General features: G+C 66.0%; 16 protein-coding genes. 9 read left to right on the forward strand and 7 right to left on the reverse strand.

What is annotated here, in order from left to right:
• Positions 1–28: 28 nt before the first annotated feature.
• Positions 29–1414: a DNA recombination protein RmuC gene (rmuC, locus tag GH681_RS08415; protein WP_153161017.1), complete on the forward strand. Its 1386-nt coding sequence runs from the start codon at positions 29–31 to the stop codon at positions 1412–1414.
• 15 nt (positions 1415–1429) lie between these two features.
• On the opposite strand, the gene GH681_RS08420 is transcribed toward rmuC, so the two are convergent.
• From GH681_RS08420 to GH681_RS08445, 6 genes are all read right to left on the reverse strand, one after another.
• Positions 1430–2884, reverse strand: coding sequence for a glycosyltransferase family 39 protein (locus GH681_RS08420; RefSeq protein WP_153161018.1), 1455 nt, complete (start codon positions 2882–2884; stop codon positions 1430–1432).
• Positions 2881–4443 carry a glycosyltransferase family 39 protein gene (locus tag GH681_RS08425; protein ID WP_153161019.1) on the reverse strand — a complete coding sequence of 521 codons (1563 nt, stop codon included), beginning with the start codon at positions 4441–4443 and terminating at the stop codon, positions 2881–2883. The genes GH681_RS08420 and GH681_RS08425 overlap by 4 nt, the downstream gene beginning before the upstream one ends.
• A 14-nt stretch (positions 4444–4457) precedes the next feature.
• Positions 4458–5516, reverse strand: coding sequence for a glycosyltransferase family 2 protein (locus tag GH681_RS08430; RefSeq protein WP_153161020.1), 1059 nt, complete (start codon positions 5514–5516; stop codon positions 4458–4460).
• A gap of 5 nt (positions 5517–5521) precedes the next feature.
• Positions 5522–6493: a lysylphosphatidylglycerol synthase transmembrane domain-containing protein gene (locus tag GH681_RS08435; RefSeq protein WP_153161021.1), complete on the reverse strand. Its 972-nt coding sequence runs from the start codon at positions 6491–6493 to the stop codon at positions 5522–5524.
• Positions 6490–7305: a phosphatase PAP2 family protein gene (locus GH681_RS08440; RefSeq protein ID WP_153161022.1), complete on the reverse strand. Its 816-nt coding sequence runs from the start codon at positions 7303–7305 to the stop codon at positions 6490–6492. Before GH681_RS08440 ends, GH681_RS08435 begins: the two co-directional genes overlap by 4 nt.
• 62 nt (positions 7306–7367) lie before the next feature.
• The gene (locus GH681_RS08445) at positions 7368–8810 is read right to left on the reverse strand and encodes a diguanylate cyclase (protein WP_153161023.1); all 1443 of its coding nucleotides are present in this window, start codon (positions 8808–8810) and stop codon (positions 7368–7370) included.
• 199 nt (positions 8811–9009) lie between these two features.
• Here GH681_RS08445 and purL point away from each other — a divergent pair, with 199 nt between their 5' ends.
• Positions 9010–12939: a phosphoribosylformylglycinamidine synthase gene (gene purL, locus GH681_RS08450; protein ID WP_153161024.1), complete on the forward strand. Its 3930-nt coding sequence runs from the start codon at positions 9010–9012 to the stop codon at positions 12937–12939.
• A gap of 123 nt (positions 12940–13062) precedes the next feature.
• On the opposite strand, the gene GH681_RS08455 is transcribed toward purL, so the two are convergent.
• Positions 13063–14706, reverse strand: coding sequence for an electron transfer flavoprotein-ubiquinone oxidoreductase (locus tag GH681_RS08455; protein WP_153161025.1), 1644 nt, complete (start codon positions 14704–14706; stop codon positions 13063–13065).
• Between the two features lie 216 nt (positions 14707–14922).
• On the opposite strand from GH681_RS08455, the gene GH681_RS08460 reads away from it, so the two are divergent.
• From GH681_RS08460 to ftsB, 7 genes are all read left to right on the forward strand, one after another.
• The gene (locus tag GH681_RS08460; protein ID WP_153161026.1) at positions 14923–15351 is read left to right on the forward strand and encodes a thioesterase family protein; all 429 of its coding nucleotides are present in this window, start codon (positions 14923–14925) and stop codon (positions 15349–15351) included.
• Between the two features lie 72 nt (positions 15352–15423).
• A complete protein-coding gene (locus GH681_RS08465) occupies positions 15424–17403 on the forward strand; it encodes an acetoacetate--CoA ligase (RefSeq protein WP_153161027.1) in 1980 nt (659 codons plus the stop codon).
• 19 nt (positions 17404–17422) lie between these two features.
• Entirely contained in the window at positions 17423–17971 is a 549-nt protein-coding gene (locus GH681_RS08470) for a hydrolase (RefSeq protein WP_153161028.1), read from the forward strand.
• Positions 17972–18059: 88 nt separating this feature from the next.
• The gene (locus GH681_RS08475; protein ID WP_153161029.1) at positions 18060–19694 is read left to right on the forward strand and encodes a CTP synthase; all 1635 of its coding nucleotides are present in this window, start codon (positions 18060–18062) and stop codon (positions 19692–19694) included.
• Positions 19695–19705: 11 nt separating this feature from the next.
• The gene (kdsA, locus tag GH681_RS08480) at positions 19706–20545 is read left to right on the forward strand and encodes a 3-deoxy-8-phosphooctulonate synthase (protein WP_153161030.1); all 840 of its coding nucleotides are present in this window, start codon (positions 19706–19708) and stop codon (positions 20543–20545) included.
• An 82-nt stretch (positions 20546–20627) separates the two neighbouring features.
• A complete protein-coding gene (eno, locus tag GH681_RS08485; protein ID WP_153161031.1) occupies positions 20628–21917 on the forward strand; it encodes a phosphopyruvate hydratase in 1290 nt (429 codons plus the stop codon).
• 53 nt (positions 21918–21970) lie between these two features.
• Complete coding sequence (gene ftsB / locus GH681_RS08490; protein ID WP_153161032.1) at positions 21971–22246, forward strand: cell division protein FtsB; 276 nt, start codon at positions 21971–21973, stop codon at positions 22244–22246.
• Positions 22247–22274: the final 28 nt, after the last annotated feature.

Below are 22274 nucleotides of genomic sequence, written 5' to 3' on the forward strand. Positions count from 1 at the left end.
TACAGTTCGTCGCGATATACTCCGGCCGATGAATACCGACGCCGCATTTCTGCTGATCTTCCTCGTCGCCTTTGCCGTGCTGGTGTTGGCGGTGCTGTGGCTGCTCGTCCAGATCGGGCGCCTGGGCCGGCGAGTCGATCAGGGGTTTGCCGATCAGCAGTTGCAGCTGGTGAAGGAGTTGCAGGCCACGTCCGTGGCCGGAAGCGACCGGGTCATCGATCTGGTGGCCGCCGAGGTGGATAACCTGCGGGATCGGCTCGACGCCGAGCAGGCTGCCTCACGCCAGGCTTTGCAGCAGCTTCATCTCGCGCTCGTGGGCCAGCTGGGCAGCCAGAAGGAGGAGACCGTCCTGCGCCTGGCGGATCTTGCCAACGCCTTTGCTGCCGGGCAGGAAAAGCTCCGTAGCGAAATGCTGGCCGAGACGCTCAAGACCCTCGCCGAGCATGCCCGGGCCGACCGCGAGCTCCTTCAAAGCGGCCTCATGAGCGCGTCCGAACAGCTCGGCACCAGCATCGAGGCGATGAACCGCACCGTGGGCGAGCGCCTCGAGGCGATCACCGGCCACGTCAATCAGCGCCTCGACGAAGGCTTTCGCAAGACCAACGAGACCTTCGCCAGCGTGATGGCCCGGCTCGCGACCATCGACGAGGCCCAGAAGAAGATCGGCGACCTGACCACCAACGTGGTGAGCCTGCAGGAGCTGCTGGGCGACAAGCGGGCCCGGGGCGCGTTTGGTGAAGTCCAGCTGGAGGCGCTGGTGCGCAACGCGCTGCCGCCCGAGGCCTTCGATTTTCAGTTCACCCTGCCCAACGGCACCCGCGCCGACTGCGTGCTGCGCCTGCCCGAGCCTACCGGCATGGTGATTGTGGATTCGAAGTTTCCGCTGGAAAACTATCACCGGATGTTCGCTACCGACGTGGGCGAACTGGAGCGCCGTGCGGCCCAGACTGCCTTCCGGAGCGACGTGAAGAAGCACGTGGATGCGATCGCAGGCAAGTACATCCTGCCCGAGGTGACGTCGGACGGCGCGGTGATGTTCCTGCCCGCCGAGGCGGTGTTCGCCGAGCTCCACGCCTATCACCCGGAGGTGATCGCCTACGCCATGAGCCGGCGGGTGTGGATCGTCTCGCCGACCACCCTGATGGCGGTACTCAACACCGCCCGCGCGGTGCTGAAGGACGTGGAGACCCGCAAGCAGATCCACGTCATCAAGGACGCGCTGGGCAAGCTCGCCAAGGATTTCAACCGCTTCGACGAGCGGATGCAGAAACTCGCCACCCACATCCGCCAGGCCGGCGAAGACGTGGCCGAGGTGCAGACCTCGTCACGCAAGATCAGCGCCCATTTTCAGCGCATCGAGGCGGCACAACTGGACGATCTGCCGGCTTCGCTGCCGGACAACAGCCAGGGCTGATCGTTGCGGCTTGGCTCAATAGCCCTGGAAATCCCTCAGCAGGAAGACATACACCTCCCGCTTGAAATCCTTGTGGATCGGCACCACCACCTTGCCGAGCTGCTCGCTGGCGGCGAAGCGTGCGGCGATGTCGGGGATCTCGGCCTTGCGGCCCACGTAGAGCACGTCGCACCCGCGCTTGTCGGCGAGAGTGGTGGTCACTTCGTACTGGTCGCGGGGAAGCCGACCGGGGTTCCAGGCGGCGTAGTCGGTCGGGTGCAGGCGATAGACGAGGTGGGCGATGATCTCGCGGTCTTCGCCCACCAGGATGGCACCGGGGTGCTGGGCGAGGTAGGGCGCAACACCGTCGGCCAGGTTGATCCAGCCGCGGGCGCGTTTGTACGGGTCGTTCTTCGCGGTGAGGTCGATGCCGGCGATCCGGGCGATGTCGGGCCAGTGGTAGGCACCGAGGGACGCCACCAGATTGACCACCACACCGGCAATCACCCAGCGCCGACGATCGGCCAGGAAAACCGCCGGCACCAGCAGGCAGGCCGCGACGAAGATCGGCGCCGCCCAGTTGCCGTTGGCCCGGCCGGTGAGGGCCTGGAAGCTCACCAGGAGCAGCAGCGGCACGATGAAGATCAGCAGCGTGCGGTGGGCGTCGTTACGCAACAGCTTGACCGAACGCAGCAGTGCCCAGCCGAGCAGCACGCCGAGCAGCGGGCCGAAGGACAGCCACTGGGCGCCGATGAACTCGCCCAGCTGGCCCGGGTGCCAGCCGCGCTCGCCGTGGCCGACGCGGGTGATCTCGGCGGTGTGGCGGAAGGTGGGAAAGTCGTGGGCCCAGTTCCAGTACAGGTTGGGCGCCAGGATGGCCGCGGCCAGCAGCAACGCCACCCACGGCTGGGGCCGCGCCAGCCAGCGGCGATGGCGCGGCGACAGGACGATCAGCAGCAGGGCCGACGGCAGGAAGGCGGCCATCGTGTACTTCGACATCAGGCCGATGCCGATGAGCGCGCCACAGGCCAGCCAGTTGGCCCAGCCTTCCTCATCAAGCGCCCGCAGCAGGAACAGCAGCGCCAGCGACCAGCACAGGAGCAGCGGCGCGTCGGTGGAGACGAATAGCCCGAGGGCTGCCACCAGCGGCATCGACATGAAGCCGAGGCCAGCCCAGAAGCCGACCCGCGTCGAATACAGCCGCGCGCCGAGCGCATACAGGGCGAAGGCCGTGGCGGGGTACAGCAGCAGCGAGGGCAGCTTGATGGCGATCAGGCTGTTGCCGAGGATCGCCGTACTGGCGGCGATCAGCGCGGCGATCACCGGCGGCTTCGAGAAGTAACCCCAGTCGAGGTTCTGCGACCAGCCCCAGTAGTAGGCCTCGTCCACGTAGAGGTCGATGCCCAGGTGGCCGATCACCCACAGCCGGTAGGCGGTGAGCACGGCGACGATCACCGCGAGGGGCGCGGCGCGGCTGTCGGTAACGTTCACGGGCGGGCCTTCACGAGCACCACGCCGCCTTGCTGGAAGACGGTGTCGACCGGGGCGTCGGGCGCCAGGCGGTCGATGCGGGTGAGGGCCAGCTGGCCGGGCTTGGGATCACCCTTCAGGGTGACGGCCTGACGATAGACGCTGAAGCTCGGCGCGGTGGTGAAGCGCCAGAAGACGACTTCGCCGCCGAGCTCCCGGGCCTTGAGGCCAGCCGCCTTGACCGGGCCCTGCACGAGTTCGCCCGCGTAGGGCACCACGACGCCGGCCAGCAGGATGACCTGCATCGCGCCGGTCACCACCAGCTTGGCGAGCATGGGCATCCGTGGGAAGAACACGACGGCCACCCAGATCACCAGCCCGGCGATGGTGGCGCCGATGTAGAAGCTGTCGGCCATCGGCAGCGCCCGGGCCAGCTGGGCGCGGTAGAAGCCGTCGCCGAGGGTGCTGCGGGAGAGTGCGTCGAACAGATTGGGCAGCAGCGGGAACAGGATGAACAGCAGCCCGGGCAGCAGAAGATGCGGCCACACCCGGCGTATCGACTGGGCGTGGAGGCCGATCAGGATGAACAGCGGCGTGCAGCCGTAGAGCACGTAGTGGGGCAGCTTGGTGCCCGACAGCGAGAAGAAGCCCAGCACGAAGCCGAACCAGATCCACAGGAAGCGTTGCAGCGGGTCGGCAAGCCCGGCGCGCAGACGGGTGAGGGCGCCGATCAGGAGGCCGCTCCAGGGCAGCAGCAGCAGCGGCACCGCGAGCAGGTAATAGAACGCGCTGCCGCCGTGGCCTTCGAGGGAACCCGAGAAGCGCTGCACGTTGTGGCGCAGGATGAAGCCGTCGATGAAATCCTGTCCGTGACGATGCAGGGCGTAGGCGTACCACGGGGCGACGATGACAACGAGGATCGCCAGCCCGGCGGGGTCGAACAGCATCTTCAGCCAGCGCTTCCATTCGCCGCGGCTGGCGCAGAAGAGAAAGCTCACCGCGCCCGGCACGACCAGCGCCACCGGCCCCTTGGTGAGGGCGCCGATGCCCATCCACACGAAGGCGCGCAGCAGCGGCGCCCGCTGGCCGCTTTCGAGATGGCGCCATACGTCGAACAGGGTGAGCGCCAGGAGGCAGTTGAGCAGCCCGTCGGCGGTGGCGGCGCGACCGATGGCGAAGGGGCCCAGCGCCGTGCTCGCCACGGCCAGCGCCAGCAGGCCGGCCTCTTCGCCAAAGCGCTTGCGGGCGAAGAAGTAGGTGGCGTAGCTCCAGACGATGGCCGCCAGGGCCGAGGGCAGGCGGAAGGCCCACTCGCTGGCGCCGAAGATCAGGTAGCCCACCGACTGCAGCCAGTAGATGAAGATCGGTTTGTCGAAGCGCGGTGCGCCGTTGAGATAGGTGAACAGGAAATCGCCCCGTTCGAACATCTCGCGGGTGGCTTCGGAGAACGCGCCTTCGTCCACGTCGAAGAGCGGCGCGCCTCCCAGCCGGAGCAGGAAGGCGATGAAGGGCAGGACGAGGATCAGGCGGCCGAGGGTGCTACCCGCGAGCCGCCTTTCGGCGCTGGCGTGACCGATCATGGGCAAACGTTGGATCAGGCCTTGGCGGTGTGCCAGCCCTGACCGTCGTCGAGGGGTGCGGTTTCGCGGGCGACGTAGGCCTGGCTCTGGCCGGATTCGAAATACACCCGGGTGAGCAGCTCGGCCAGCACGCCGGTGGTGACCATCTGGATGCCGGCGATGACGAAGAAGAAGCCGCCGAAGAACATCGGCCGGGTGCCGATGGAGGCGCCGGTGAAGAGCTTGAGGCCGGTGAGGTAGGTGAGGATCAGGATGCCCAGCGCGCCCAGGCCCAGACCGATGCCACCAAAGAAGTGGCCCGGACGGGTGCGGAAGCGCATGAAGAAGTACACGAAGATCAGGTCGAGGATCACCCGGAAGGTGCGCGAGATGCCGTACTTGGATTCGCCAAACATCCGCGCGTGGTGGGTGACGACTTCCTGGGCGATCTTGCGCGGGGTGGTGACGGTAGCCAGCCACGCCGGGATGAAGCGGTGCATCTCGCCGTACAGGCGCACGTTCTTGATCGCACTGGCGCGGAAGGCCTTGAGGGAGCAGCCGTAATCCTGCAGCTTGACGCCGGTGATGCGGGCGATCAGGCGGTTGGCGATCTTGGAGGGGATCTTGCGCAGGATCATCCCGTCCTTGCGGTTCTTGCGCCAGCCGGCGACGAGGTCGAGATCCTCGCGCAGCAGGCGACCGACCATCCGCGGGATGTCGATCGGGTCGTTCTGGAGGTCGCCGTCCATGGTCACGATCACGTCGCCGCGGGCTGCGTCGAGGCCGGCCTGCATGGCAGCGGTCTGCTTGAAGTTGCGCATCAGCGCGACGATGCGCACGTGCGGGCCGAGGCGGGCGGCGGCCCTCTCGAGGTTGGGGACGGTGTTGTCGGACGAGCCGTCGTCGACGATCACGACTTCCCACGGGTAGGGGTAGCCGTCGAGGGCCAGATGGATGCGCGCGAGGAGCGGATCCACATTGTCTTCCTCGTTGTAGAGCGGCACCACCACCGACAGGCGATGGGGTAGCAGATCGGCGGGAATCTCCGCCTTGGCGGGCGGGAGCGGTGAATCGTATTGGGTGACGTCGGTCATGGTGGTCAGTCGGCTGAAGTTCGGGTGGGCGCCCCGTCGGCGGCGGACGAGGCGGATTGTATGTCGGACGGGGCCTCGGCGCGCGTTTCTGCTGCCGCTGCGGCAGGGAAAAGCCAGGCGATTGCCCCCGAGGTGACCGCGCAGGCGATCACGAAAAGATGCAGGGCCAGGGCCGCCTGCAGGCCGGCCTGGAGGGGCACGCCGCTGGGCAGCAGGGCCGCGGCGGCGCCAGCCTCGTAGGTGCCGAAGCCGGCCACGCCCTGTATCGGGAGGATTGCGGCGAGTTCGGCCCCAAGGGCGCCGGCCGCGCCCACGTCGAGGGCGGCGGGGATCAGCGCGGCGAGCAGCCAGGCCTGGGCGGCGAGCTTCACCGTCCAGTTGGCGATGGTCCACACCCAGCCGTAGCGGGCGTGCTTGGTGCTTTCCGCGAAGGCATCGCGCACCTTGGCGAACTTGGCGGTGAGGCCGCTGCCGTCGGCCCAGGCGTGGGGCGCTCGCGCCCAGCGGGGCAGCCACCAGGCCATCAGCAGCACGCCGGCCACGGCCAGTGCCTTGAGTGCAGGATGCAGGCCGGGCCACACCACGGCGGCGAGCGCCATCACCACGAAGGCGTCCTGCAGGCGGAACCAGAACAGCGACGCAATGGCCCGGGGCAGCGGCACGCCAAAATTCTGCCGGAGCAGGATCGGGAAGGCCGCCTCGCCACCCCGGAAGGGCACGACGTTGATCATCGCGTTATGGATGAGGGTGATGCGCAGGCAGGTGCCGAAGCGTCCGCCGGCCTGGGCGCGGAATTCGTCGTAGATGCGCAGCGCGCGCAGCAGGTAGGAGAGGGCGAAGCCCGCCGCCGACAGGGCGAGAGTCGGCCCGCTGAGGCGCTGGATCACCTCGCCAAGCCCGCGCCAGCGGCCGTCGGCCATCAGCCAGGCCAGCAGCCCCGCCGAGACGGCGATGGCGAGAAGTCGTTTGAGGTTCATGTGCGCGGCTCCCGGTCGTTCATCAGGGCTGCGGCGGCGCCGCCGATTCCCCAGGCGGCGAGGCTGATGCGGAACAGGCGCGCGTCCGGCTGGCCAAGGTCGATGAACAGCATCGCCAGGCTGGTGGCGAGGGCGATGGTGGCCATCACCCGGGCGCCGCGGGGCGAGTGGAGGAAATCAGTGCGAGTGGTGAGCCACGCGCCGACGGCGCCGGCAAGCCAGCCGCCGGCCGCCCCGGTGAGGATGTCGAGTGGCCAGTGGGCGCCCACGGCGATCCGGGAGAAGGCGACGAGGCTGGCCAGCAAGAGGCCGGCGATCCCGGCGCGCCAGCGGTTTTCAGGTTTCGGCCAGCTGAGGATGATCGCTGCAGCCACACAGAACGCGGTGACCGAGTGGCCCGATGGAAACGCATGGACGTAGAGCTTCTGGCCGATGAGGTTGAAGCTCTCGGGTTCCAGCACGCCGGCGGGGCGCATTACGTCGAAGTAACGCTTGCCGCCTTCGCTGAAGAGGATGGCGAGCGGCGCGCCGATGAACGCCGAGGCCAGCCAGCGGGGCTGGGTCTTGATGGTGGCGGCGAGGAGGGCAATGGCGCCGAGCACCGATCCGCAGACGGTGATCATGGCCCACAGGCGCGGCGGCAGGCTGCCGCTGGCGGCGTTGAGTTCGACGAACAGGCGCTGGTTGCTGTCGGCCAGGGCCACTGCGCCGGCAAGCCCGGCGAGGACGAGCGCAGGCGCGAGCGCCCAACCCAGCGGGAAGGTGTCGCGGACGGGCTGGTCGGCGTGGTCGGTGGAGGCGGGCAGTTGCAAGGCAGGTTCGTGCGACAAAACAGTGCAGTTTACCTGATACCAGGCCTGCCCCGAAACAGGCGTCAGGCGGCTCGCCCCGGGGTGCCGACGGCGGTCAGCTGGAGGCGGCGGCGTCCGGACTGCTTGGCCCGGTACATGGCCGCATCGGCGGCGCGGACCAGACTGTCCTGATCCTCGCCGTCATCCGGCGCGATGGAGAGGCCGATGCTGGCGGTGAGCGAGATCACGTGGCCCCTCACCTGGAAGGGGTGGTCGAACACGCCGAGCAGCCTTTCACCCAGAAAGGACAGGCTCTCGCGGTTGCCCACGTCGGGGAAGATGCCGACGAATTCGTCCCCGCCGGTGCGGGCGATCAGGTCGCTGATGCGCAGGGCGGATGTGAAGCGTTGGGCGATCTGGACGAGCAGCTCGTCGCCGACCGCGTGGCCGTAGGTGTCGTTGACCGGCTTGAAACCGTCGAGGTCGAGCGCTGCGACGCCAAGCACCAGCCCCTGCTTGCTGCTGCGGGCGAGTTCGCGGGTGAAGTAGCCTTCGAGGAAGCCCCGGTTGGGCAGGCCGGTGAGCGGGTCGTGGTTGGCCAGATGCTGGAGGCACTCGTTGGTGAGGTGGCGGGCGGTGATGTCGAGGAGGGTGACGATGCGCAGCGGGCCTTTCTCGCTCTGGATCATCCCCGGTATGCGTTCAATGGCCAGCGGCATGCCGTCGGGGCGCTCCCCCGTCCAGACGCCGTCCTCCTCCTGGAGTATCTCGTCGAGGCGTTTGCCGCGCAGCTCGCGGCGCGGGCGGCCGAGCATCCGGCAGGCGGCCCGGTTGGCGTCGGCGATCTTGTCGGTGCTGCCGAGGATGCAGACCCCCGCGCCGATCTGGTTCATCATCGAGCGCATCAGCTGGCCGGAGCGCTCGAAGCGGCGGGTCTGGCGGATCAGCAGCGTGCCGACGATCACGAAGGCCAGCACGCTGGTGCCGAGGGCGAGGATCACCAGCCGCATGGCGGCGCGGCTCGCCTCGTCGCGTTTTTCGGCCAGATGGATGCCCAGCCCGGCGAGGGTGGGGCCGAGGGCGCGAAGTTCTTCGTAGGCGGTGCTGGAGCCCGGGGCGTGGGTGTGCAGGCGCAGGAAGCTGCTCCAGCGGACGATGGCGTCGGTGAGGGTGTGTCGGGTGTCAGCGGCTTCGATCGGGAAGAGATGGAAGACGGTACCGTCGAGCCCCTGCACCTCACCCCCGGTGCGCAGGCCCTGCAAGGCTGCGGTCAGCCACACGAACTGGGGGTCGGTGACGGTCGGGTTGTCGGGGAATTGGCTGCCGGACACGACGCTGGAACCGGCTACCAGCCGCCACACGACGATGGTCGATTCGCGCACCAGCGCAACCTGGTCGGAGAGTTCGATCTGGTCGATGTTGCGTTCGTAGGCCAGGGCGAGGATCGCTCCTTCGATGGCGCAGAAGACCACCGCGATGGCCCAGAAAACGCGCGACGACAGGAAGTTGGAGCGACGGGTTGTCATGGGCCACGAATGTAAAATGGAGGCGACCGATAATTATCTCACATTCCGGCGCTTCCCATTTTGGCGGTTGTTGCAATGCGCCAATCAAACGCGCGGTCGGAGCACTGGCAGTGCTCGGGTATAATGCCCGGTCTTTACGTGTCTGGATCGCCGTTCACGCCCGATCCGGGCCGGTTTCAACTTCGCGCCCATCCCTGCCATGTCCGAAATCCTCAAGCTGCGCGGTGCGCCCGCCTTCTCCAGTTCCCGCCTTGCCCGGCTCAACGACGCGGTCAAATCCGCCCTGCCACGCCTGAAGGGGCTGGCGGCCGAGCACTGGTATTTCGCGGAGGTCAGTGCTCCGCTCGATGTGGACGAACTGGCCCGGCTCGCGGATCTGCTGGGCGCTCACCCGGAAGGCGACGCGCCGGCCGGTTCGATGCTGGTGGTCACGCCCCGTCTGGGCACCATTTCCCCGTGGTCCTCGAAGGCGACGGACATCGCTCATCAGTGCGGTTTCGACAAGGTCATCCGCGTCGAGCGCGGCACGGCGTTCTCCTTCGATGTGCGTGGCGTCCTCGACGCCCGCGACCGCGAAGCCGTCTTCCCGGTGATCCACGATCGCATGACCGAGTCGGTGCTCGACAACCCCGACGCCGCCCACGCGCTGTTCCACCACTATCAGCCGCAGGCGCTCACCACCGTCGACATCATCGCCAGCGGCCGCGACGCACTGGTGATCGCCAACTCCGAGCTGGGTCTGGCGCTGTCGGAAGACGAGATCGACTACCTGGTTGAAAACTTCACCCGTATGGGCCGCAACCCGACCGACGTCGAGCTGATGATGTTCGCCCAGGCGAACTCCGAGCACTGCCGCCACAAGATCTTCAACGCCGACTGGGTGATCGACGGCCGTCCGATGGAGAAGACCCTCTTCGGCATGATCCGCGAGACCCACAAGGCCCACCCGGAAGGCACCGTCGTCGCGTATTCCGACAACGCTTCGGTGATCGAAGGCGCGGCGGTGGACAAGCTCTACCCGGACGAGAACGGCGCCTGGCAGTTCCGCAACGAACTCACCCACATCCTGGCCAAGGTCGAGACCCATAACCACCCGACGGCGATCTCGCCCTTCCCGGGTGCGTCCACCGGCTCCGGCGGCGAGATCCGCGACGAAGGCGCCACCGGCCGCGGCTCCAAGCCCAAGGCGGGCCTCGCCGGCTTCTCGGTCTCCAACCTCGAGATCCCCGGTTTCGAGCAGCCCTGGGAGCGGCACTACGGCAAGCCCGAGCGCATCGCCTCGGCCCTCGACATCATGATCGAAGGCCCCCTGGGCGCCGCCGCGTTCAACAACGAATTCGGCCGTCCCAACCTCACCGGCTACTTCCGTACTTTTGAACAGAGCGTGCAGGACGAAGTGCGCGGCTACCACAAGCCGATCATGATCGCCGGTGGCCTGGGCAGCATCCAGGATCAGCAGTCCTTCAAGATCAAGTTCGGCCCCGGCACGCTGCTGATCCAGTTGGGCGGCCCCGGCATGCTGATCGGCCTTGGCGGCGGCGCCGCCTCGTCCATGGCCACCGGCACCAACACTGCCGACCTCGACTTCGCCTCCGTCCAGCGCGGCAACCCCGAAATCCAGCGCCGCTGCCAGGAAGTCATCGACGCCTGCTGGCAAAAGGGTGAAGCCAACCCGATCCTGTCGATCCACGACGTGGGCGCCGGCGGCCTTTCCAACGCCTTCCCCGAGCTCGCCGATTCCGCCGAGCTGGGCGCCCGCTTCGAGCTGCGCGAAGTGCACATCGAAGAGCCGGGCATGAGCCCGCGCGAGATCTGGTCGAACGAATCCCAGGAACGCTACGTCCTGGCGATCGCCCCCGAGAGCCTGCCGGTCTTCCAGGCCATCTGCGAACGCGAGCGCTGCCCGTTCGCGGTGGTCGGCTCGGCTTCTGACGACGGCCATCTGGTCGTTTCCGACCGCCACTTCGACAACAAGCCGGTCGACATGGAAATGCAGGTGCTGCTGGGCAAACCGCCCAAGATGACCCGCAACGTGTCCAGCCGTCAGGTCTTCGTGCCGCCCTTCGACGTGACTGACATCAGCCTCGACGACGCCTGTCGCCGCGTGCTGTCGATGCCGGCCGTGGCCAGCAAGAACTTCCTCATCACCATCGGTGACCGCTCGGTGGGCGGCATGACCGCCCGCGACCAGATGGTTGGCCCGTGGCAGGTGCCGGTGGCCGACGTGGCCGTCACCACCATGAGCTTCCACGGCTACCTGGGCGAAGCCTTCGCGATGGGCGAGCGCACCCCGGTCGCCACGCTGGATGCGCCGGCCTCGGGCCGCATGGCGATCGGCGAATCCATCACCAACATCGCCGCCGCCGACATCCGTTCGCTGGGCGACGTGAAGCTCTCCGCCAACTGGATGGCCGCTGCCGGCCATCGGGGCGAGGACGTCAAGCTCTACAAGACGGTCGAGGCCGTGTCGCAGTTCTGCCAGCAGGCCGGCATCGCGATCCCGGTGGGCAAGGATTCCCTGTCGATGCGCACCGCCTGGCACGACGAAGATGAATCCAAGCAGGTCGTCTCGCCGCTGTCGCTGATCGTCACTGCCTTCGCGCCGGTGCAGGACGTGCGCCGCACCCTCACGCCGCAGCTGCAGCTGCTGGATGGCGTCGAGACCGAGCTGCTCCTCATCGACCTCGGCAACAACGCCAACCGCCTCGGTGGCTCGGTGCTGGCCCAGGCTTACAACTCCGTCGCCGAACACGCGCCGGACGTGGATGCCGCCCAGCTCAAGGCTTTCTTCGATCTGATCCAGCAGTGGCGCAAGGATGAACTGATCCTCGCCTACCACGACCGCGCCGACGGTGGCTTGTTCGCCACCCTGTGCGAGATGGCCTTCGCCTCCAGGTGCGGCCTGTCGGTGATGCTCGATACGGTGGCCTACGACCAGTTCATGAATGACGTGGATGGCCTCGACAAGCGCCCGGATTCCCTCAAGGGTCGCTTCAACGACATGCTGTTCAAGGCGCTGTTTGCCGAAGAGTTGGGTGCCGTCATCCAGATCCGCCGTGAGGATCGCAGCCGCTTCACCGAGCCGCTGCGTGCCGCCGGTCTCAGCTACCACTTCGTGGGCGAGCCTAACGACCGCGACGAGCTGCGCTTCTGGCGCAACGCCAAGATCGTTTTTGCCGCGCCCCGCGCCGAGCTGCTGCAAACCTGGTCGGCCACCAGTTACCAGATCGCCCGCCTGCGCGACGATGCCGAATGCGCCAAGGAAGAATTCGAGGCCCTGGCCGATGTCACCAACCCCGGCCTGTCGGTCAAGCTCAGCTTTGATCCGGCCGACGACATCGCCGCGCCGTTCATCATCACCGGCGCCCGTCCGAAGGTCGCCATCCTGCGTGAGCAGGGCGTGAACTCCCAGGCCGAGATGGCCGCCGCCTTCGAGCGCGCGGGCTTCGCGCCCTTCGACGTGCACATGTCCGATCTCCAGGCCGGCCGCGTGCATCTGTCGGGCTTCAAGGGTCTTGCGGCCTGCGGCGGCTTCTCGTACGGCGACGTGCTAGGGGCGGGGCAGGGCTGGGCCAAGTCGATCCTCTTCAACCCGGCGCTGCGTTCGCAGTTCGAAGCCTTCTTCAACCGCGCCGACACCTTCGCGCTGGGCGTGTGCAACGGCTGCCAGATGATGTCCAACCTGGCCGAGATCATTCCGGGTGCCGACTGCTGGCCGCGCTTCCAGCGCAACCGCAGCGAACAGTTCGAGGCCCGCTTCGTGATGGTCGAGGTGCAGGAAAGCCCGTCCATCCTGCTCGCCGGCATGGCGGGTAGCCGGATGCCGATCGTGGTGTCCCACGGCGAAGGCCGTGCGGTGTTCCAGGGTGTGGACGACAAGGACAATGCCAGGATCGCGCTGCGCTACGTGGATAACACCGGCGCCATCGCCACTCGCTACCCGTTCAACCCGAACGGCTCGCCCGATGGCATCACCGGCCTCACCACGCCGGATGGCCGTTTCACCATCATGATGCCGCACCCCGAGCGGACCGCCCGCACCGTGCAGATGAGCTGGCACCCGGCTGATCTGGGCGAGGATTCGCCGTGGCTGCGGATGTTCCGCAATGCGCGCAAGTGGGTCGACTGATCGGCGGTTTGAACTGTTGAAAACGAAACGAGGGGGCTTTGGCCCCCTCGTTTTTTTGTGCCCATCCGGCGCGTGCCAGACAAAAAGAAACCGGGCTGGGCCCGGTTTCTTGTACGACGCAACTTACATCCCCTGGTAGATCGGGCCTTCGCCCCCCTGGGGTGTGACCCAGTTGATGTTCTGGGTCGGGTCCTTGATGTCGCAGGTCTTGCAGTGCACGCAGTTCTGGGCGTTGATCTGCAGTTGCGGATTGTCGCCTTCAGGGCTGCGGACGATCTCATACACGCCGGCCGGGCAGTAGCGCTGCTCGGGCGCGTCGTACTTCGCCAGGTTGATGGCGATGGGCACCGAGGCGTCCTTCAGCTGCAGGTGACAGGGCTCGTCTTCCTCATGGTTGGTGTTGGAGAGGAAGACGGAAGACAGGCGGTCGAAGGTGAGCTTGCCGTCGGGCTTGGGATAGGCAATCGGGCTGCACTCGGCGGCCGGCTTGAGGGCCGTGTGATCGGCGTGGTTGTGGAGCGTCCAGGGCACCTTGCCGCCAAAGAGCACCTGCTCGGCGCCGAACAGGACGGAGCCGAGCCACAGGCCTTTCTTCATGTAGGGCTTGAAGTTGCGGGTCTTGTGGAGCTCGGCGTGGAGCCAGCTGCCCTTGAAGGCTTCCGGGTAGGCGCTGAGTTCATCCTGGCTGCGCTCGGCCGCGAGGGCGTCGTAGGCGGCCTCGGCGGCGAGCATGCCGGACTTCATCGCGGCGTGGGTGCCCTTGATGCGCGCGGCGTTGAGGAAGCCGGCGTCGTCACCGATCAGCGCGCCGCCCGGGAAGACCAGCTTGGGCTGGCTCTGCAGGCCGCCGGCGGCGATGGCGCGGGCGCCGTAGGCGAGACGCTTGCCGCCTTCGAGGAACTTGCGGATTTCCGGGTGCGTCTTGTAACGCTGGAATTCCTCGAAGGGAGACAGGTAGGGATTGCTGTAGTTGAGGCCGACCACGAAGCCGACGGCCACGAGGTTGTCTTCCAGGTGATAGCAGAAGCCGCCGCCATAGGTGGCGGTGTCCATCGGCCAGCCGGCGGTGTGCACCACCAGGCCTTGGACGTGCTGGGCCGCGGGGATTTCCCAAAGCTCCTTGATGCCGATGCCGTAGGTCTGCGGATCGACGCCGTCGCGCAGGTTGAAGCGGGCTTCGAGTTCCTTGCCCAGGTGGCCGCGGCAGCCTTCGGCAAACAGGGTGTACCTGGCGCGCAGTTCCATGCCCGGCTGGAAGTTGGGGCCCTGGGTGCCGTCCTTCAGCACGCCCATGTCGCCGGTGATGACGCCGGCGACTGCGCCTTTGTCGTCAAACAGCAGCTGGGCGCCGGCAAAGCCGGGGTAGACCTCGACGCCCATGGCTTCGGCCTGTTCGCCCAGCCACTTGGCGAGGTTACCGAGGCGGACGATGTAGTTGCCGTCGTTGTGGAAGGAATCGGGCAGCAGGCCGTTGGGCACCTGGCGGCCGCCGGTTTCCGACAGGAAGATCACGCGGTCTTCGGTGACCGGCGTGTTGAGCGGTGCGCCGCGTTCCTTCCAGTCGGGGAAGAGTTCGTTGATGGCGCAGGGGTCGACCACCGCGCCGGAGAGGATGTGGGCGCCGATCTCGGCGGCCTTTTCGATCAGGCAGACGGAAAAGTCCTGACCTTTTTCTGCTGCAAGCTGCTTGAGCCGGATCGCTGCCGAGAGGCCAGCCGGGCCTCCGCCGACGATCAGGACGTCGAATTCCATGGAATCGCGTTCCATCGCTGTCACCTCCTGAGTTGTTTTGATTTGTTCTCTGTCTGCGCACAGCCCGCGCATTCTCCTTCTCCCGATGCGCCGGCAAGGCTGCTGCAGCATGGGAGATGGCAGGCAACATACGCAAGCGTATGTTACATTGAGTCGGCCCGCGCGGGGCAGTTGTATAGCATCCTGCCGGGCACTGCAATCAAAAAACAACGGATGGAGAGACAGCCTGAAATGAATGACCCGACCCCGCACGCACACCCTGACCGAAAACTGCTTCTGACCACCCGCATCCCGGTGCGCTGGGGGGACATGGACGCCTACGGTCACGTGAACAACACGGTGTATTTCCGCTACTGCGAACAGGCGCGGGTGGAGTGGCTGGAACAGTCCGGCTCTGCCGTCACGCCCGACAACCCGGTGGCGCCGGTGATCATCAACGCCAGTTGCACCTTCCTCATTCCCATCAACTATCCCGCCACCGTGGTGCTGCGGATGTACGGCGGAGAGCCGGGGCGCAGCAGCGTGATGACGTGGTACGAGCTGGGCGTGGAAGGCGACGAGCGCATCTACGCCGAGGGTTCGTCCAAGGTGGTGTGGATGGACCCCCGGACCGGCAAGTCGGTGCCGCTCCCCGAGGACATCCGCGCCGAGGTAAGCTGAGTAGCTTGAGTGCCAACGGAACCGGACGTCGAGCCGGAATCCGCATATAAGACAAGGTAAGAGGAGAAGTTCATGAGTTATCCCATCGCCGAGCGCCCGCTGTGGGTGCCGGACACGGCCCGCATCGCGGACGCCAACATCACCGCCTTCACCCGCCAGGCTGAGGCCCGCTGGGGCCGCAGCTTTGCCGATTACGCCGCGCTGCATGGGTGGTCCGTCGATCAGCCCGCCGAGTTCTGGACGTCGATCTGGGAATACGGCGAGGTGAAGGGTAGCCGGGGCGATGTCGTCCTCGAGGACGGCGACCGCATGCCCGGCGCCCGCTGGTTTCCTGGCGCGCGCCTCAACTTCGCCGAGAACCTCCTGCGCCAGCGGGACGACAGCGACGCGCTGGTGTTCTGGGGCGAGGATCGCGTACACAACCGCCTCTCCCATGGCGATCTGTATCGTCAGGTGGCGCACTTTGCCGCCGCCCTGAAGGACATGGGCGTGGAGCCGGGCGATCGGGTGGCGGCGTGGATGCCGAACCTGCCCGAAACCATCGTGGTGATGCTCGCGGCGACCAGCATCGGGGCGATCTTCTCGTCCGCGTCGCCGGATTTCGGTGTGCAGGGCGTGCTGGATCGCTTCGGCCAGATCGAACCCAAGGTGCTGGTGGCCGTGGATGGCTACTACTACAACGGGAAGATCGTGGATTGCCTGGATCGTCTCGCGGCGATCACCGACGGGCTGCCGTCGGTCAAGCGGGTGGTGGTGGTGCCTTACGTGCATGCAAAGCACGATCTTTCCCACGTGCATCACGCGCGCGTGCTGGCGGAGTTCGTCAAGCCCTTCCTGGCCGAGACGGAGATCCCCTTCGTGCGGCTGCCCTTCGATCACCCGCTCTACATTATGTATTCGTCGGGCACCACGGGCGTGCCCAAGTGCATCGTGCACTGCGCCGGCGGGGTGCTGCTGCAGCACCTCAAGGAGCTCAAGCTCCACGGCGACGTGAAGCCGGGCGACAAGCTGTTCTACTTCACCACCTGCGGCTGGATGATGTGGAACTGGCTGGTTTCGGGCCTGGCGGCCGGCGCGACGCTGCTGCTGTACGACGGCTCACCGATGATCGGCAACGGGGCGATTCTCTTCGACTACGCCCAGTCCGAAGGGATGACTCACTTCGGCACCTCCGCCAAGTTCATCGACGGCATCGCCAAGGCCGGTCTGCGTCCGGGTTCCACCCACAACCTCACCAAACTGCGGGCGATGTTCTCCACCGGCAGTCCGTTGGTGCCGGAGGGCTTCGAGTACGTCTATCGTGAGATCAAGGCCGACCTCTGCCTGTCGTCGATCTCGGGCGGCACCGACATCGTTTCCTGCTTCGTCCTCGGCAATCCCACGCTGCCGGTCTACGCCGGCGAGATCCAGTGCAAGGGCCTGGGCATGGCGGTGGATGTGTTCGACGAGACCGGCACGCCGGTGCGCAGCGAGAAGGGCGAGCTTGTGTGCACGCGCCCCTTCCCGGTGATGCCGATCGGCTTCTGGAAGGACGACGACGGCGCCAGGTATCGGGCTGCGTACTTCGCGCGCTTCGACAATGTGTGGTGTCACGGCGACTACTCGGAGATCACCGCCCACGACGGGCTGATCATCTATGGCCGCTCCGACGCCACCCTCAACCCGGGTGGCGTGCGCATCGGCACCGCCGAGATCTACCGTCAGGTCGAAAAGCTGGAGGAGGTGGTCGAAGCCCTGGTGATCGGTCAGCAGTGGCCGCCGGGTGATGCCGCCGACGTGCGGGTGGTGCTGTTCGTCAAGCTGCGTGAGGGCCTTGCCCTCGACGACGCGCTGATCGCCCGAGTCCGCCAGACCATCCGCGACAACACCACGCCGCGCCATGTGCCCGCCAAGGTGGTGCAGGTGAAGGACATCCCACGCACCAAGAGCGGCAAGATCGTCGAACTGGCTGTGCGCTCGGTAGTGCATGGCGAACCGGTGAAGAACGTCGAGGCGCTGGCCAATCCGGCGGCCCTGGACGAGTTCCGCGCGCGGCCTGAACTGCAATCCTGACCGAAGGAGAGGTGCGGCAATGTTGATGGATCGTCACAAGAGCAGCCTGTTGGTCGTCGATGTGCAGGCCCGCCTGCTGCCGGCCATCGCCGATGGCGAGGCGGTGTTGGGCAACTGCGTATGGCTCGCCGGCGTCGCCCGGCGGGTTGGTGTGCCGGTGGTGGTTTCCGAGCAGTATCCGGAAGGTCTCGGCCGTACCGCCGATCCGCTGCTGGCGGCGGTGGGCGATGCGCCGGTCGTCACCAAGACGCACTTCTCCTGCGTGGCCGACGGCTGCCTTGAAGGCACCGCCGTGGATTCGCGCCGACAGGTGGTGGTGGTCGGCACCGAAGCCCACGTGTGCGTGCTGCAGACGGTGCTGGAGCTGCGCTGGCAGGGCAAGGAGGTCTTCGTGGTGGCGGATGCGGTCGGTTCCCGCAAGCCGGCCGACCGGGAAGCCGCCCTGGCCCGCATGCGCAGCCATGGGATCGAGGTCGTCACCCGTGAAATGGTGGCCTTCGAATGGCTGCACGAGAGCGCCACCGACCTGTTTCGGGAAGTAAACCGGGATTTCATCCGGGACAACTAGCGGTTTGATGTCACGACCGGGGGCTTCGCCCGTTGAAGAGAGGGGGGTGGATCGGCTATCATTCCCCTTTCCAGAAGTCCCCCGTGTCATGACCAAATACGTCTTTGTTACCGGTGGTGTCGTGTCCTCTCTGGGCAAGGGCATCGCTGCAGCCTCCCTCGGGGCGATTCTCGAATCCCGCGGCATCAAGGTTACCCACCTCAAGCTCGACCCCTACATCAACGTCGACCCCGGCACGATGAGCCCCTTCCAGCATGGGGAAGTCTTCGTGACCGAGGATGGTGCCGAAACCGACCTCGACCTCGGCCACTACGAGCGCTTCACCAGCGCCAAGATGAGCAAGCGCAACAACTTCACCACCGGCCAGATCTACGAGGCGGTGATCAAGAAGGAACGGCGCGGCGAATATCTCGGCAAGACGGTGCAGGTCATCCCCCACATCACCGACGAGATCAAGACCTACGTCAAGCGTGGCGCCGAAGGTGCCGACGTGGCGATCGTCGAAGTGGGCGGTACTGTCGGCGACATCGAGTCGCTGCCCTTCTTGGAGGCCATCCGCCAGATGGGCATCGAGGAAGGCCGTCAGGGCACCTGTTTCATCCATCTCACGCTGTTGCCCTACATCCCGACCGCCGGTGAGCTCAAGACCAAGCCCACCCAGCACTCGGTGAAGGAACTGCGCGAGATCGGCATCCAGCCCGACATCCTGCTGTGCCGTGCCGATCGTTCGGTTCCGGCCGATGAGCGTCGCAAGATCGCGCTGTTCTGCAACGTGATGCCCGAAGCCGTCATCGAATGTCTCGATGCCGATTCGATCTACCGCATCCCCGGCATGCTGCACGACCAGATGCTCGACGAGATCGTCTGCCACAAGCTGGGCATCCTCGCCCGTGCGGCCGATCTGTCGATCTGGGAGCGCCTGCTCGACGCGCTGAACAACCCGAACCACAGCCTCGACATCGCCTTCGTCGGCAAGTATGTCGACCTGACCGAATCCTACAAGTCGCTGATCGAAGCCCTCAACCACGCCGGGATGCACACCCGCAGCAAGGTGAACATCCACTACCTGGATTCCGAGGACATCGAGAAGAACGGCTGTGACGTGCTCAAGTCGATGGATGCGATCCTCGTGCCTGGTGGCTTCGGCCGTCGTGGTACCGAAGGCAAGATCGCCGCGATCCGCTATGCCCGCGAGAACAAGGTGCCGTACCTGGGCATCTGCCTCGGCATGCAGCTGGCGGTCGTCGAGTTCGCCCGTGACGTGGCCAGCATGAACGGCGCCCACAGTACCGAGTTCGACAAGCACACCGGCTTCCCGGTGATCGGCCTCATCACCGAATGGCACGACGCCTCCGGCAAGGTCGAGAAGCGTGGCGAGGATTCCGACCTGGGCGGCACGATGCGTCTGGGTGGCCAAGTCTGCAATCTGACCGAAGGCTCCCTGGCCCGCGAGATCTACGGCAAGGCCGAGATCACCGAGCGCCACCGCCACCGCTACGAAGTGAACAACACCCTGCTGGCCAAGCTCGAAGAGCAGGGTCTGCGGGTTGCCGGTCGCGCGCCGGGCACCGACCTGTGCGAGATGATCGAGCTGCCGTCCGACGTCCATCCGTGGTTCGTCGGCTGCCAGTTCCATCCGGAGTTCACCTCCAACCCGCGTAACGGCCACCCGCTGTTCACCGCCTTCGTCAAGGCAGCGCTCGCTCACCAGCAGGGCAAGTAAAAGGAAACCCCATGAAACTCTGCGGCTTCGACGTCGGCATCGACAAACCCTTCTTCCTCATCGCCGGGCCCTGCGTCATCGAGTCCCGCGAGATGGCCTTCGAGACCGCCACGGCGCTCAAGGACATCTGCGGCGAACTGGGCATCCCGTTCATCTACAAGTCCAGCTACGACAAGGCGAACCGCAGTTCCGGCAAGTCGTTTCGTGGCATGGGCATGGAGAAGGGCCTCGAGATCCTCGCCGAAGTCCGCGAGAAGGTCGGCGTGCCCGTCCTCACCGACGTGCACACCGAAGCCGAAGTGCCCCATGTGGCGGCTGTCGTCGATGTGCTGCAGACCCCGGCCTTCCTGTGCCGCCAGACCGACTTCATCCACGCGGTCGCGGCGTCCGGCAAGCCGGTGAACATCAAGAAGGGCCAGTTCCTCGCCCCGGGCGACATGAAGAACGTCGTCGACAAGGCCCGCGAGGCCAACGGCGGCGCCGACACCATCATGGTGTGCGAGCGCGGTGCATCCTTCGGCTACAACAACCTGGTGTCCGACATGCGCTCCCTGGCGATCATGCGCGACACCGGCTGTCCGGTGGTTTTCGATGCCACCCACTCGGTCCAGCTGCCGGGTGGGCAGGGCACGGTTTCCGGCGGCCAGCGGGAGTTCGTGCCGGTGCTGGCGCGGGCGGCGGTCGCCGTCGGCATTGCCGGCCTGTTCATGGAAACCCACCCCGATCCTGCCAAGGCCTTCTCCGACGGCCCCAACGCGTGGCCGCTGCCCAAACTCAAGGCTCTGCTCTCGACCCTCAAGGCGATCGACGCGCTGGTCAAGGGTGAGGGTTTTGAAGAGCTGAAAGGCTGAGCCCGCAGGCGATTTTCCGGTTTCGAAGTTAGAGGCGGCCGGAAGGTCGCCGCTGTAAATTCAGTGATAAGAAAGGAAGTTCATGAGCGCCATTGTTGATGTCATTGCCCGCGAGGTCCTCGATTCCCGCGGCAATCCCACGGTTGAAGCCGATGTGCTGCTGGAATCCGGCGTGATGGGCCGTGCCGCTGTGCCGTCCGGCGCGTCCACCGGCTCCCGCGAAGCCATCGAGCTGCGTGACGGCGATGCCGCCCGCTACCTGGGCAAGGGCGTGCTGCAGGCGGTCGAGAACGTCAATACCGAAATCTCCGAAGCGCTGATCGGCCTCGACGCCGAAGAGCAGGCCTTCATCGACAAGACCCTGATCGACCTGGACGGCACCGACAACAAGTCGCGCCTGGGCGCCAACGCGCTGCTGGCCGTGTCCATGGCCGTGGCCAAGGCTGCCGCTGAAGAAGCGGGCCTGCCGCTGTATCGTTACTTCGGTGGTTCCGGTGGCATGGCCATGCCGGTGCCGATGATGAACGTCATCAACGGTGGCGCCCACGCCAACAACTCCCTGGACATCCAGGAATGCATGATCATGCCGGTTGGCGTGAAGAGCTTCCGCGAAGCCCTGCGCTGTGGCGCCGAGATCTTCCATCACCTCAAGAAGCTCACCGACAAGAAGGGCTACCCCACCACCGTCGGCGACGAAGGCGGTTTTGCCCCGAACGTCTCGGGCACCGATGAAGCCCTCAACATGATCCTCGAAGCCGCCGCCAACGCCGGTTACGAGCCGGGCCGCGACATCGTCCTGGCCCTCGACTGCGCCGCTTCCGAGTTCTACAAGAACGGCAAGTACGAGCTGGTCGGCGAAGGCCTGTCGCTGACGTCCGAAGGCTTCACCGACTACCTCGCCACCCTGGCCGACAAGTTCCCGATCATCTCGATCGAAGACGGTATGGCCGAAGGTGACTGGGCTGGCTGGAAGCACCTGACCGACCGCCTCGGCAAGAAGGTTCAGATCGTCGGTGACGACCTCTTCGTGACCAACACCCGCATCCTGAAGGAAGGCATCGACAAGGGCATCGCCAACTCGATCCTCATCAAGATCAACCAGATCGGCACCCTGACCGAAACCTTCGCCGCCGTCGAGATGGCCAAGCGTGCCGGTTACACTGCGGTGATCTCCCACCGTTCCGGTGAAACCGAAGACTCCACCATCGCCGACATCTCGGTGGGTCTGAACGCCATGCAGATCAAGACCGGTTCCCTGTCCCGTTCCGATCGCATCTCCAAGTACAACCAGCTGCTGCGCATCGAGGAAGATCTCGGCGATACCGCCTTCTACCCGGGCCTGTCGGCTTTCTACAACCTGCGTAACCGCTAAGTTGTAGCCTGGGGCCGGCCGCCCGGTCGGCCCCGTTTTCCTGTTCTGCTCCCATGCGTTGGCCTACCCTCATCCTCGCCTTGCTCGTGCTTGCCTTGCAGTATCCGCTATGGATCGGCAAGGGCGGTTGGCTGCGTGTCTGGGACGTGGAAAAGCAGCTCGCGGCCCAGAAAGAGGGCAATCGCAAGCTGGAACAGCGAAACACCGGTCTCGATGCCGAGGTGCGTGATCTCAAGACAGGCTACGAAGCCGTCGAGGAACGAGCCCGTTTCGAGCTCGGTCTGACCAAGCCGGACGAAGTCTTCGTCCAGACTCCCCAGCAAAAATAAGTGGTTTGAAGTGAAGTTCACCCGGCCC

Origin of the sequence: Zoogloea sp. 1C4 (assembly GCF_009469605.1) — a bacterium.
Taxonomy (GTDB): domain Bacteria; phylum Pseudomonadota; class Gammaproteobacteria; order Burkholderiales; family Rhodocyclaceae; genus Zoogloea; species Zoogloea oryzae.